We start from the raw sequence: 12,232 nt of genomic DNA on the forward strand, positions 1-12,232 counted from the left end.
CGGACACAGTCACCGCAGTCACCGCAGTCACCGCCAGCGTGTACGGCGGGGCTGCGCAGCGCGGAGCAGCCGGTCGACCGACGGGGGCCACCGGCCCCGTGGGGGCGGGCGCCGAACGGGCCCGGTGGCCGCCTGACCGCACGGCTGCTGTCCGGAGTGGTCACGCCCGTGCGGCACCCCGTGGAAGCGCGCGGGCTACCGGCCGGTGTCCTGGTAGGGGGAGGCGCAGTAGTCGACGCTGTCAATGACAACGCATGCCGTGAAGAGGATGATCGGATTGCTCTGGATGTCGGTGGTTTCGCTGCACTTGCCGTTGCCCTTGGAGTTCGACAGCGTTTGACGGCTTCCGGTCCTGCGGTAGTAGCGGACGGCGACCCCGTAGCCGTCCCCATAGGTGTCGCAGACCCTGACGGCGCCGTTCGCACCGTAGGAATCGGCCTGCGCGCGGATGTAGGCGCCGTAGGCGACGACGGAGGTCCGGTCGGCGGCGTGCGCCGGTCCCGAAAGTGCCAGTGCGCCGAGCAGAGCCGCCCCGGCGCTCAGTGCGCGCCTCGTCTTCCGATACCTGGCCATGATCTTTCCCTCCTCGTCGGCCCGTCGGGCCTAGGGGTCCCCCGCGGCGAATGCCGCCGGGCTGGGCGGGGCCGGTCGAGGTCCCGCCGGGCATCGAGCTTTCCGGCCGCGGCTTTGTCTGGCAGCCCCCTGCTGCCACTTCGGACAATCCCGTAGCGTCGCGTCGGCACGATCACGGGATGAATCCGGGGGGATTGTTCGATGGGTCGTCGGGAGATTCCGCTGGATCCCAGCGCGGGACCGGTGCAGCAACTGGCTCACGCGCTACGCGAGTTGCGGGCGAAGGCCGGCGGTCCGACGTACCGGGCGATGGCCGGGCGTTCGGTGTTCTCCGCCTCGTCCCTGGCCCACGCGGCATCGGGCCGGGCTCTTCCCTCACTACCGCTGGCGCTGGCCTACGTCGAGGCGTGCGGTGGCGACCGGCAGGAGTGGGAGGCCCGCTGGGAAGCGGCGGGGCGGGAGCTGGCGCGGTCGCCGCGGGACGATGACGGCGCGGATCCGCCGTACCGGGGTCTGGTGTGTTTCGGGCAGGCCGACCGGGAGCTGTTCTTCGGCCGGGACGATCTGGTCGACCGGGTCGTCGATCTGATGGGCAGGCGCCGGTTCGTCGCGCTGGTGGGGGCGTCGGGTAGCGGCAAGTCCTCGCTGCTGCGTGCCGGGATCCTGCCGGCGCTGCGCGAGCGGCCCGAGGGTGCCCCGCGGCTGGCGGCGGTACGCGTCACGACCCCCGGCGGCCGGCACACGAGCGAGCACGCCGCCCGGCTGACGACCGTGCCCGCCGCGAGCACCGAGGACGTCCTGCTGGTGGTCGACCAGTTCGAGGAGGTCTTCACTCTGTGCCCTGAGCGGGACCGCTTCCTGGACCTCCTGCTGACGGCGCTGGACGAGCACAGCCGGCTGCGCGTGGTGATCGCGGTCCGCGCGGACTTCCTGGGCCGCTGTGCCCAGCATCCCGGGCTGGCGGCGGCGTTGCGGGATGCCACCGTGGTGGTGGGCGCCATGAGCGCGGCCGAGCTGCGCGAGGCCGTGGTCAAACCGGCCGCCAACGCGGGTCTGATCGTGGAACGGGCGTTGACCGCGCGGATCGTCGAAGAAACGGTGCAGGAACCGGGCGGCCTGCCACTGATGTCGCACGCTCTGCTGGAGACGTGGCGGCGGCGCCGGGGCAGGGCCCTCACGGAGGAGATGTACGAAGCCGCGGGAGGCATTCGCGGTGCCGTCGCCACGACCGCGGAGGACCTCTTCCGGCGGCTGACCCCGTCCCAGGCCGGTACGGCCCGACGGATCCTGTTGCGGCTGATCACCCCCGGTGAGGGCACGGAGGACACCCGTCGCCCCACCGACCGCGCCGAACTCGACGCCGCCTCACCCGAGACCGCCGCCGTCCTCGAACAACTGGTCCGCGCCCGACTGCTGACCCTGGACGGATGCAGAGTCGATCTCGCCCACGAAGCCCTGATCTCGGCCTGGCCGCGTTACCGGGCCTGGATCGACCAGGAGCGGGAACGCCTGCGCCTGCACCGCCGCCTGACCGATGACGCACGCACCTGGGTGGAACACGACCGCGACCCCGACACCCTCTACCGCGGCAGCCGCCTCGCCGCCGCAGCCGATGCCTTCGCCGGCGAGGCCCGTCAGGCACTCAGCAGCCCGGAGGCGGCCTTCCTCGACGCCGGCACCGCTGCCCGCGACCACGAGAGCCGCCAGACCGCCCGCGCCGCAAGGCGCCTGCGCTCTCTGACCATCGCCCTGTCCGTCCTGCTCTTCGTCGCGCTCTCGGCCAGCCTGCTCGCCTGGAACCAGGGCCGATCCAGCGGACCGCGACCCCGTTTCGCGCGGAGCGGTCCGTGCTTATTTCCGCCTCGTCCGACGTCACCGGTGAAAACTGCGCTTCCAGGGCCGTGAACGGCCGGCCGTGCTCGTCGTGGGCCACGCCGTCGGAGCGCCAGCCGCGTCACTGGCTTCTGACCTCAAGCTCCGTCCTGACACACCAGTACGCCTGCCGTGAGGACGGCACAGAAACACTCAGCGTGAGGGCTCGGTCGACGGGCCTGAGGGCTCCTGGTCTGCCCAGCGGCCCCGCGGGCGCTGGTGCTGTCCATCAGCGGATCCAGTCCTCGCTGGCGCGGTGCCGATCGAGACCCACTGCGGCGAACTCACCGCTCGAACCCTCCGTCCGGATTCCGAGCTCGCGAAGGGCCTGCGCAACCGGTGATCCCTGGGCAGGGACCGGCTCGCCCTCCAGAAGGTGCAGGGGGCCAAGAGCCAAGTATCCGTCGCGCCAAACGGCGCTGTTCTCTTCGCCCACCCCTCCGAAGTATTCGGATTCGACATAGGCCACCGGGCCGGCTTTCGACCACTCGGCAAGCAGGACGTCGAAGCCGGAAGGCAGACGCCAGAACTCCTGAGCACCCGCAGCGCAGTCGTCGCTGAGTTCGCGGAAGAGGACGTCGCTCATGGGCAGCAGGGCCAGCCCATGCCGCAGAGGTGTAGTCCGGGCCGATGGGAGTGCTGCTGCGGCGGGCACCAGGAGTCCTGCCGCCGCGATGACCGCTTTGAGTTCGTAACTCAATCGTCCGCCTCTGAAGTCTGTGTGCAGACGATCATCATCGCAGCGACCACATCGGCAGCCGAAGCGTCCGGTCACATCGGTCCCAGGCGTTCCCGGACGCTCCGACGAGCTGAACATAAGAACCTGACAGGGAACACGATGGTGCGCCGGGTGGTTCCCGTTCCCGCCGCACCTGATGAGACATCTGTGCGCAGCTTCGACGGGCGGAAGAGCCGACATGTACCGAAGTCAGGATCCGGCAGCGGACGCGTGGCGAGCCAACTCGGTGGCCAGGCGTCGCATGACCGTCCGGTTGGCGCGTCGTATCGTGGCCCGGACGACGGGTGCCAGCAGGCGGTCGGCGAGCGGGGTGCGGGCCCATGCGTACGTGAACGACACGTGACTCCCGCCGGTTCGCAGCGGCTCGATGGTGTAGGTGCCCTGGGCCAGGCGTCGGCCGGCGGCGCTGACGTTCCGTTCGACGATGCGCCGCGGCGGGTCCGCCTCGACGACCTCGATGGCGACGTCGGTCTTCGTGCCGCCCAGCTTGGCGGTGACCGTGGCACACGATCCGACGCCGCGGCCGGGACCGCTGTAGCGCCAGTCGCTCAGGTAGTGGTTGGTGAATCGCTCGTGGTGAGCCATGACATCGAGGAAGTCGTAGACCCGCTCGGGCGTCTGCGGTACGTCGATCGACACGGTGACAGGCTTCATGTACCACACGGTACACAGGGCATGTACCAATTGGTACACTCGTGAGGTGGTGAATATGGTCGGCTCGGATCCTGAGGGCGGGGCAGCTCCCGGCAGGGACGGGGACCGGCGCGCCCAATTGGTGAACGCCGCCGTCGACCACGTCGCGGCCCACGGCATCGCAGACCTGAGCCTGCGCGGCCTCGGCGCCGCGATCGGCGTCAGTCACCGCATGCTGATCCACTATTTCGGCTCCAAGGAACAGCTGCTCGGCGAGATCATCCGGACGTCGGAGCAGCGCCAGCGCGATCTGCTGTCCCGGCTGCGGCTGGATCCCGGCCTCTCGCCCGTCAATGCCGCGCGTCTCCTCTGGCAGCAGCTGACGGACCCTCGACTGGCCGGTCACGAGCGGCTCTTCTTCGAAATCTACGGGCAGGCGCTACGAGGCCGCCCCGAGGCCGCCCCGCTCCTCGAAGGGCTCGTGAACGACTGGCTGGAGCCGCTCGTGGCCGCCGAGGTCGCCACAGGGGCGGACCCTGCCGTGGCCCGGAACCGCGCCCGGCTGGGACTCGCCACCGTCCGCGGCCTGCTGCTCGACCTGCTCGCCACCGGTGACCGCGAGGGCGTCAACGCGGCGATGGAGGACTTCCTTCGGCTGTATTACGGCTCGGAGTGACGGAGTCGCCGACCGGGCTGAGCTGCTGGGCCGGACGGCGACCATCGGTCGAACATGGTCGCCGAGGCAGACGCCGTGGGTGGCATTGCGGTGGTGACGCGGCGCTCGCGGCCGTCGCCGGAGGACCCGCCGGCGGTGAATCCGGAATCGGCGACGACGTGCCCCATCATGCCTCCGGAGGTAGACGTCTGCACTCGCGCCCGTGCCCTGAATTGCGGTTTCCATACGGATTCGGCCGCCTCCACCGAGGCGGCCGGGAGACCCTTCTGCGGCTTCGTCAGCTTCTCAGCGCGGTAGCACTCCACCGGTCGGGGCGAGAGGCCCAAGCTGTCCGCCATATTCAGCGCCGAGTCCCTCGTGCCCGTGACAGGGAATTCACCTGAGTCTTCGCGAAGTTCCACGCGGCCCGGGTGAACACCGACCGCTCCGCCCGTGCGAGGAATTCCAGCACCTATCGCGGCACAGGGCCTGGCCTCATCAAGCTACGACGTACGCCACACCGCTGCTGTGTGCCGCCCGGGCCCGTAGATCTGGGCCAGTGCCTCATCGGCCTTTTCCGGGCTGCCGGCCCGCAGCAGGGCCCGGAACCCCTCCCAGTCGGGAACGCGGCCGTCCTGTCCCCACTGATCGTTCGGGATGGTGTAGACGTGCACCCACGGCCCGTGCGCGGGCAGCGGACCAGAGCCGAACACCGATCTCACGGCTTCGGCCGTCTTGGTCAGCATGGCACGGGTGTCTTCGGGCGTGGGGAGAAGTTTCTGAGGCGCGATCACGTCGAGTTGGACTCGGGAGTTGGGATCGGCACCGGCGACATTGGCCGGTGCGTACCAGTTCTCGGGCTCGAACTCATAGAACTGCACCCAAGAGGTCTCCTTGTGGGTCTGGTTGTTGACGAGATCCTCGACGTCAGCCACGGCCTGAACGAGTTTTGCGCCGAGCTCCTCCTTCTGCGCGGCACTCAGATGGCCCTTCATGGCATGCACGCGAACGAAAACCATGTACGTGGGTCCTTCCACTCGCTGGTCGACGGCCAATCCTGAGCCGGAAAAGGCGACCGATCTCAAGCGGCCCGCTGACCCGTGGCGATCCATCACCTGATCGGGTGAGGCGGTGCGGTTTGTCGACGTTCCTCTCCAGGGCTTGGATCTCGACGTCAGAGAATGATCCGCTCAAAGGAGGCCCCAGTTGGCCGAGTGTCATTCCAGCCGGCCAGGTTCTCCAACTGTAGATCGTGATCTTGCTGCTGCGGCTGGGCACCCCCGTCATCGCGCTCAGCCGACCGCCCCGGCTACCCTCTGCCCATGGAGCAGGACCACCCCCTCATTCGCGACGTCTTCCCAGATCTCGTCGCCGAGCTGACTGCCCTCCTGGAGGAAGAAGGAGAAAGGGAGTTGGCCATCTGCGCGTGGGATCTGCGGCTGGTTGACGAGTGCGGCTGCGGCGATGACTTTTGCCAGAGCATCCAAACCGCAGATCATCCGCAGGGGCAGCCATACGGCCCGGGCCATCGGTGCGTGCCTCTCTTGCCCTCGAAAGGCATGCTGATACTGGACGTCGTGAACGGCCGGATCGTGTACATCGAGATACTCGATCGGCCGCCCATGCACCGTCAGAGCGCACAGCCGTGACCGTTCGCCCGAGCGGACACGAAGTGCGGCTCGGACTTGGCGACTCGGGTATTGGGCCGCCCATCACCTGCGTGAGACCTCTTGGCAATCCAGCATCTCCGGGCGGCGTGACCGCCTGAACGCGGCGGCTACGCTGCGGAGCATGCTCGTGGCCGCTGCGATCTGCCCTTATCCACCACTGCTCACGTTCGCCACGGACGTGGGCGCACCCGCCGCTCATGAGGAACGGTCCGACCCACGCCGGAACGGCCGGCGGCCGGCGCCCCGACGAGCGGGGCCGCGAGACAGAGGCGGGCATCGCTGCCGCGCTGGCCAACGGTGACGCGGACGGATTCTTCCCCGCCATGGACGTGGACCGCGCTCGAGAGCTGAAGGGGTCAGGACGATCGCCCTGGCAGCTACTGGACGGAGCCGACTGGGACCTGACCACTCACCGTCTCCTGTACGCCGAGACCGTGGACAGCGTCAGCTGCTTCGTGGCGACCTGGTCACCCTGAAGCGTTCGGCCTCAGTAACGCCAGGGGCCAGACAGTCGGCTCCGCGCGCACGCGGGATGGTCCCGACTGACCCGTGGGCGGTCACCTGCCAGTTGGTGTGCACGAGCCATCAACGAGCCTGCCTGCGCACGAATCGAACGGGGTCACCACCGGGCGCGCAGTACGCCGTCGCTGTCGGGCAGGACGGCGCACAGCAGCGGGTGATGGTCGTCGACGTGCACAGGCAGGGCGCAGGCCGCTCGCGCGCCGGCCACCAGGATGGCGAGTTGCTCGTGGTCGGTGTCATGGACGATCGCGTGCCCGATCGTCCCGTCCGGTGCCTCCCAGACCAACTCCACGGATCCTTCCTCGGGAAGCCCGGCGAGGACCGTGTCCACATCCGCGGTCAGGTCGGGCCAGACGGTCAGCAGGGCACGCGGGCCGAGACCGGCGCGCACCGCGTCGAGGTTCTCCGCCTTAAGGCGGTGCCACCGTGCCGCCCCGCGGACGCAGGTCTCCTCCAGGAGCAGCGCCTGCCGTGAGGCCAGCTCCGTTTGTACGTGCGTCCAGAAGTCCTCGTCGGCAGTCTGGGTGTTTCCCGGTTCCTCGAGCTCCGCTGCGTAGGGGGAGGCCGCCATGGGTTCCAGAAAGAGGCCCAGTTCCCACGTACGGGCCACGGCGTCCGTGCAGGGGCGGTCGCTGCCCACGTACACGTACTGGTCCCACCCGACGTGCACGGTGAACGTGCCTCCCGCCTCCAGCCGACACCAGACGCCCTGGTCGCGGAGCATGGCCCGGACCAGCTCCAGGGCGACCGGAAGGGAGACCTCGGCCCCGTCGTGGTAGCCGGTGAGGTCGGGAGGGAACAGCAGACCGAGGCCGTGACCCTCGACCGGCGGCTCCGCACCGAAGTGGACGAAGCCGGCGACCGCGGGCTCGCGGATCTCCAGCCGGTCGATGCCCGAGGCATCCGCGAAGGCGGTGACCGCCGCCAGATACGCCGCTTCGACCGGCCCGTGGTCGCTGACCGTCTCCTCGGCACCGGTGTAGTGGCCGCGCTCATCACGGTCGGCCGGGTCGTACTTGGTGATCCGGTGGACGAAGGCCGGCGGCACGCTGCTCCCTGGGCGGAGGGCGAAAGGGATACCAGCGTAGTGTCCGGCCCCGGTTCTGCAGGGAGGGGCTAGCACTTCTGTCTGCGGACGGCGCGGTCTGAAGCCGCAACCCAGGGTGAGCGAGTAATCCCCCACTGGGACCTAATCCCTTGAACGTCGACAGGAAGGTCAGCAGCCCTGGCCGATTCATTTTCCCCGCGCTCGGCAACGTTCCGCCGAGTTGACGTACGAGGGACTGCTGTCGCCCCACAGCGGCGTCTCGGCCATCACTGCCACGCCCGGTTGAGCATTCAGCACACGGACCAAGAACTCTGCTGTTCCGAAGTCGTGTTGAGTCCACGTGTCGTCACCGTGGCTGAAGACCAGAACGGGCCAATTGTCCGGTTCACCACGGGTAAGCCAGCAGAAAAGGTCGGCGCTGCTCGCGGCTCCCCACGTAACCAACTCTTCGGGCTCGGCGTCGATTTCGGTGGGCGCGGTGTCCGTCCATGTGTCGCGCGTGTCCGCCGTGATGAGACCCATGCCGCCGCGTGGTGCGCCGGGTTCGTCGCACCTGTCCGGTGTCACGGTGGTAAGGGCGATGAGTTGCAGGTAGTCCCCGAGCAGCACATCGCCGTAGTGGGCGATGAGGTTCTTGTAGTCCGAGGGAAACCCTGTTCCCCAGGCCTCTTCGACCGCCGCCCAGTCCACGGCCAGGCCGCTGCCTGGTCGTGGAGGCAACAGCTCTGTCAACGCCTCGAAGCTGCTCCGCACCGCCATAACTGCCATTCTCCTGCCTACCGGACGGATACGGGATTTTCGTCGTGGTCGTTCTGCAGACAGAGTTTTCGCCCCGATTGCGCCCGTTGGCACGCGCCGACGTACCGACCCTCTGAGGCATCGTCTTCGGCGACATCACCTTCGACGACACCATCGAAGCAGGCGGGGTCCCGGTGGACGGAGACCACGAGACGGAGCAGTTGTTCTCCCACTGCTTCGAGTCGCGCGCAGCCGGCAGCATGCCGACACATGGCTCGCCCGACCCGAAAGGGAGCGACCGCACGACCGGGGCCTCCGATCGAAGCCAGCCGGATTCACTCGTTCGGAGTAATACCGCGCGCGGGCGCTGCCGTGACCGGCAACGGTTGTAATCCGAATGGGGGAAGATCCCGAAGGGAGACGCCATGCGTATCCGCCGAAGTCTCGGACTCGCGATCGCCGCAGCGACCCTCACCGGACTCAGCGTCGCCGGCGCCGCCGCTGCGCAGGTCAGCACACCCCAGACCAACGTCACCCCGGAACAGTGCCAGCAAGGAGGCGGAACGGTGAGCAGTAGACCGTACGCCGGCGAGTACTGCTCGGGCGGCACGTACAGCAACAGCCCCATAACGTGAGAGGGCTCCCCGGAGGGCGCCCCGGCACTTGAGGGCCAGTGTCCATGGGCGGTTCAGCGAGGTTCGTGGGCTGCCAGTCGGCAGGCGCCGTTCGCGGCGCCGCCCGGTACTCCGGCTGCTGTCAGCCCGTTCACACAGCCCTGGAGGTCGCCGTTGACGCCACGGTGGCACGCCGACGTGACGGTGCCGGTGGCGTCGGCACCCGCCTGTGCTGCCATCTGAGTGCAGGCGGGGATGTCCGCGTGGGCGGCGGGAACGACGAAAGCCGTCGTGCCGAAGGCGAGTGTCAGGCCGGTGAGGACGGCGGTGACGCGGGGCGACGTGAGCATGGGGCGTACCTGCTTTCCGGGATCGTCACGCTTTCCGGGATAGCCACGCGGCCCGGTCCCGGCGGTGAACCGTGTGGCAGCCGCGCCGAGCGGTGCTCGGCGAGGGATCGCCCACGGCATCCGCCCTCGGAGCGGCCGCATGGGAAGAGCAGCCGCGGGATGATTCGCGGCCTCTGGCGGGGCGGACACCACCGCAGGGTGCTGCGGAGGCGCACCTCCCGGTGCTTCCACCGTACGACGGGGGCCGCCTTGTCACGAGCCGATCAGCCCGGCGCGCGCCGCCGCCTCGATCGCACGTCGCGTAACGAACGTCCCCTACGGCTACCCGGTCGCTGACACCGGATCCCAGGATCCCACCCCAGCTCTTCGAAGGCTGTTACCGGCCAGCGCCTGGACGCCATCCGGCCGTCGAGCGTGGTCTCGGCGACGCGTGGCCTTCACCACAATTTGCCCATTTCTGGATAGATGCATGCCTATAAGTAGTTACAAGCCGGTTGAACTTCCTCCGGCGATCAGCTCGCAGGTACGCATAGACCAGTGACATGGGAGAAGCGTTTGATCACGGTACGTAAACGACACACCGGGTTGGCGGCTACGGCCTGCGTACTTGGCGGCGTACTCGCAGTCACGGCCCTCGGCGGTACCAGCAACGCTGCGGCCAGCCGCAACGACGCCGGGAATCCCCCGAAACCGCAGGCGCGGGTGGATCAGGCGGCCGCCGATGCTTCCGACGCACGGATAAAGATCACGCCCGGGCAAGGCGCCTTCAACGTCGGGGTCGAAGATCCCGTCAACGTCACCGCCAGTAACGGCAAGCTCACCAAGGTGACCATGACCGCCGTCGCCAGCGGTGCCGAGATTCCGGGCACCTTGTCCGCGGACCATGCCTCCTGGAAGCCGAACGGCCGGCTGGAAAGGGCCACCAGGTATCAGATCGCCGCAGAGGCCGAGGACACCAAGGGCCGCTCCGCGACCGGGAACGCCACGATCACCACGGTTTCCCCGGCCAACGACTTCATCGGGCATCTCTCCCCCGAGGACGGCTCGACCGTCGGCGTGGGCATGCCGGTGACGGTCTCCTTCGACAAGGCGATCAGTGACAAGGCGACCGTAGAGTCGGAGATCCGGGTCAGCTCGAGCAGCGGGCAGCGGGTCGTCGGTCACTGGTTCAACGACGACCGCCTGGACTTCCGCCCCGAGAGCTACTGGAAGCCCGGCTCGACCGTCACTGTCAAGCTCAGCCTCCACGGCATCCAGAAGACGGTCACGTTCGCGATCGGTCGGAGCCAGGTCAGCACCGTCGACGCCAAGACGAAGCAGATGACCGTCGTACGGGATGGCAAGACGATCAAGACCATCCCGATCTCGTCCGGCAGCACCGACCACCCGACGTACAACGGTCAGATGGTCATCTCCGAGAAGTTCAAGAATCTCCATATGAACGGTGCGAGCGTCGGCCTCATGAACAAGGACGGCAGGCCCGCGTACGACATCGCGGCCGTACCGCACGCCATGCGCCTGACGGCCTCCGGCACGTTCATCCACGGCAACTACTGGGGTGCCGACGCGGTCTTCGGCAAGGTCAACACCAGCCACGGCTGCGTGGGCCTGAAGGACGTCAAGGGCGGCGGCGACGGCAAGCAGCCCGCCGCCTGGTTCTTTGACAACTCGATGATCGGTGACGTTGTGATCGTCAAGAACTCCGAGGACAAGACCACGTTGGCACCGGACAACGGCCTCAACGACTGGACCATGCCGTGGAGCGAGTGGGTCGCGGGCAGCACCACCCACTGACACCACGCCACTCTCCACGCAGCCGAACCGGAATCCCTTCCGCCGGGTGGCGACCGACTCCATGTCGACCGCGCCTGCGTCGTCAGGGCGCTCGAGCAGCCCTCGGCCCGGGGAGGCCCCGCGTCCGCTTGCCCAGCATGGACGCATCGAGGCCACGCGCCGCATCGTCGAGTCCGTCGGCCCCTCCCGCATCCCTGCGCTGCGCTGTCGGGGAATTACTCCCAAAGATCAACTAAACGCCCACTGTGAGCTGGGCAGTTTTTCGGGGTCTGTGGCCTCGTTGATTGCAGTGACTGATGCGGGCCTGGCGTTGGCGTCGACGGCGTGGTGCCGGGGGACGGACCTCGACACGGGCCCAGTCGTAGATCCTCTGTCCGTGGGCGCCGGCGCCGCAGGAACGGCGTTTCCACTTCTGCCGCGGCAGACCGGGGAACAGGTCGCGGACGGGGTGGTCGATGGACCAGCGGGTAACGACCGTGTCGTGCCTCGTTGTGGCCATGACGTGGAAGACGTCCGCCTGCTCCAGCTCGAACCGCCGGCCTTTGCTGAAGCCGTAGGCGGCGTCCGCAGTCACCCAGCCGAACGGGATCTTCTCGGCGATGGCCCTGCGGACCATCGCCTTGGCCATGCTCACTTTCGTCTCGAAGCGGACCTGTCGTCGATGCCTGCCTGCCGGCATCGCTCGCGATCGTCCGTCCAGGACGTCGGCGGATATAGCCTGCGGTCGATCACCGTGCGTCCGCGGCCAGTTGCACAGGCGAGAAAGACCCCGATCTGGGGGTTCTCGGTGCGTCCCGCGGTGCCGGAGTACTGCCGTTGGACCGCGGGGGAGCGAATGCCCTTCTTCAGGAATCCGGTGTCATCGACGATCAGCACGGCCTCACGGTCCCCGAGATGTTCCACGCCGTAGTCCCGCACGTCGTCGAGGACCTCGCCGGCGTCCCACTCGATCCTGTTCAACAGCCGATGCATGCGATCGGGGCCGGCATGCTCGGCCCCTAACCACACCAGGGAAGGACCTGGC

Annotated in this window: 13 protein-coding genes and 1 pseudogene; 6 read left to right on the forward strand and 8 right to left on the reverse strand. The window is 68.3% G+C overall.

Annotated elements, in window-relative coordinates; all coding sequences use genetic code 11:
• Nucleotides 1–195 precede the first annotated feature (195 nt).
• Nucleotides 196–573 carry a hypothetical protein gene (locus OG199_RS03595; RefSeq protein ID WP_401809766.1) on the reverse strand — a complete coding sequence of 126 codons (378 nt, stop codon included), beginning with the start codon at nt 571–573 and terminating at the stop codon, nt 196–198.
• A gap of 201 nt (nt 574–774) precedes the next feature.
• Here OG199_RS03595 and OG199_RS03600 point away from each other — a divergent pair, with 201 nt between their 5' ends.
• Complete coding sequence (locus OG199_RS03600) at nt 775–2,478, forward strand: hypothetical protein (RefSeq protein ID WP_405827887.1); 1,704 nt, start codon at nt 775–777, stop codon at nt 2,476–2,478.
• Nucleotides 2,479–2,674: 196 nt separating this feature from the next.
• Here the strand turns inward: OG199_RS03600 and OG199_RS03605 are convergent, their stop codons facing one another.
• Nucleotides 2,675–3,031 (reverse strand): hypothetical protein, encoded by a 357-nt coding sequence (locus tag OG199_RS03605; RefSeq protein ID WP_405827889.1) that lies wholly within the window; start codon nt 3,029–3,031, stop codon nt 2,675–2,677.
• A gap of 342 nt (nt 3,032–3,373) precedes the next feature.
• Nucleotides 3,374–3,838: an SRPBCC family protein gene (locus OG199_RS03610; protein WP_405827891.1), complete on the reverse strand. Its 465-nt coding sequence runs from the start codon at nt 3,836–3,838 to the stop codon at nt 3,374–3,376.
• Between the two features lie 55 nt (nt 3,839–3,893).
• On the opposite strand from OG199_RS03610, the gene OG199_RS03615 reads away from it, so the two are divergent.
• Entirely contained in the window at nt 3,894–4,493 is a 600-nt protein-coding gene (locus tag OG199_RS03615; RefSeq protein WP_405834414.1) for a TetR/AcrR family transcriptional regulator, read from the forward strand.
• Between the two features lie 482 nt (nt 4,494–4,975).
• Here OG199_RS03615 and OG199_RS03620 read toward each other — a convergent pair whose 3' ends face one another.
• Nucleotides 4,976–5,491, reverse strand: coding sequence for a hypothetical protein (locus OG199_RS03620; protein ID WP_356801386.1), 516 nt, complete (start codon nt 5,489–5,491; stop codon nt 4,976–4,978).
• Nucleotides 5,492–5,794: 303 nt separating this feature from the next.
• Here OG199_RS03620 and OG199_RS03625 point away from each other — a divergent pair, with 303 nt between their 5' ends.
• Both OG199_RS03625 and OG199_RS03630 read left to right on the forward strand, forming a co-directional pair.
• Nucleotides 5,795–6,121 (forward strand): hypothetical protein, encoded by a 327-nt coding sequence (locus OG199_RS03625; protein ID WP_356801387.1) that lies wholly within the window; start codon nt 5,795–5,797, stop codon nt 6,119–6,121.
• Nucleotides 6,122–6,339: 218 nt separating this feature from the next.
• Nucleotides 6,340–6,618 (forward strand): hypothetical protein, encoded by a 279-nt coding sequence (locus OG199_RS03630; RefSeq protein WP_405827894.1) that lies wholly within the window; start codon nt 6,340–6,342, stop codon nt 6,616–6,618.
• 143 nt (nt 6,619–6,761) lie between these two features.
• Here the strand turns inward: OG199_RS03630 and OG199_RS03635 are convergent, their stop codons facing one another.
• Together OG199_RS03635 and OG199_RS03640 are read right to left on the reverse strand one after the other, a co-directional pair.
• Nucleotides 6,762–7,712 carry an RNA-binding protein gene (locus OG199_RS03635; protein ID WP_405827896.1) on the reverse strand — a complete coding sequence of 317 codons (951 nt, stop codon included), beginning with the start codon at nt 7,710–7,712 and terminating at the stop codon, nt 6,762–6,764.
• A 186-nt stretch (nt 7,713–7,898) separates the two neighbouring features.
• On the reverse strand, nt 7,899–8,471 hold the full coding sequence (locus tag OG199_RS03640; protein WP_405827898.1) for an SMI1/KNR4 family protein: 573 nt from the start codon (nt 8,469–8,471) through the stop codon (nt 7,899–7,901).
• 404 nt (nt 8,472–8,875) lie between these two features.
• Between OG199_RS03640 and OG199_RS03645 the strand changes: the two genes are divergently transcribed.
• Nucleotides 8,876–9,085 carry a hypothetical protein gene (locus OG199_RS03645; RefSeq protein WP_356801393.1) on the forward strand — a complete coding sequence of 70 codons (210 nt, stop codon included), beginning with the start codon at nt 8,876–8,878 and terminating at the stop codon, nt 9,083–9,085.
• Nucleotides 9,086–9,138: 53 nt separating this feature from the next.
• On the opposite strand, the gene OG199_RS03650 is transcribed toward OG199_RS03645, so the two are convergent.
• Entirely contained in the window at nt 9,139–9,414 is a 276-nt protein-coding gene (locus OG199_RS03650) for a hypothetical protein (RefSeq protein WP_405827900.1), read from the reverse strand.
• A 555-nt stretch (nt 9,415–9,969) separates the two neighbouring features.
• Between OG199_RS03650 and OG199_RS03655 the strand changes: the two genes are divergently transcribed.
• Nucleotides 9,970–11,208: an Ig-like domain-containing protein gene (locus OG199_RS03655; RefSeq protein ID WP_405827902.1), complete on the forward strand. Its 1,239-nt coding sequence runs from the start codon at nt 9,970–9,972 to the stop codon at nt 11,206–11,208.
• Between the two features lie 334 nt (nt 11,209–11,542).
• Here the strand turns inward: OG199_RS03655 and OG199_RS03660 are convergent.
• Nucleotides 11,543–12,204: pseudogene (locus OG199_RS03660) on the reverse strand (IS701 family transposase); the annotation flags it as partial.
• Nucleotides 12,205–12,232: the final 28 nt, after the last annotated feature.

The sequence above is a fragment of the Streptomyces sp. NBC_01176 genome (genome assembly GCF_045039825.1).
Classification (GTDB): Bacteria; Actinomycetota; Actinomycetes; order Streptomycetales; family Streptomycetaceae; genus Streptomyces.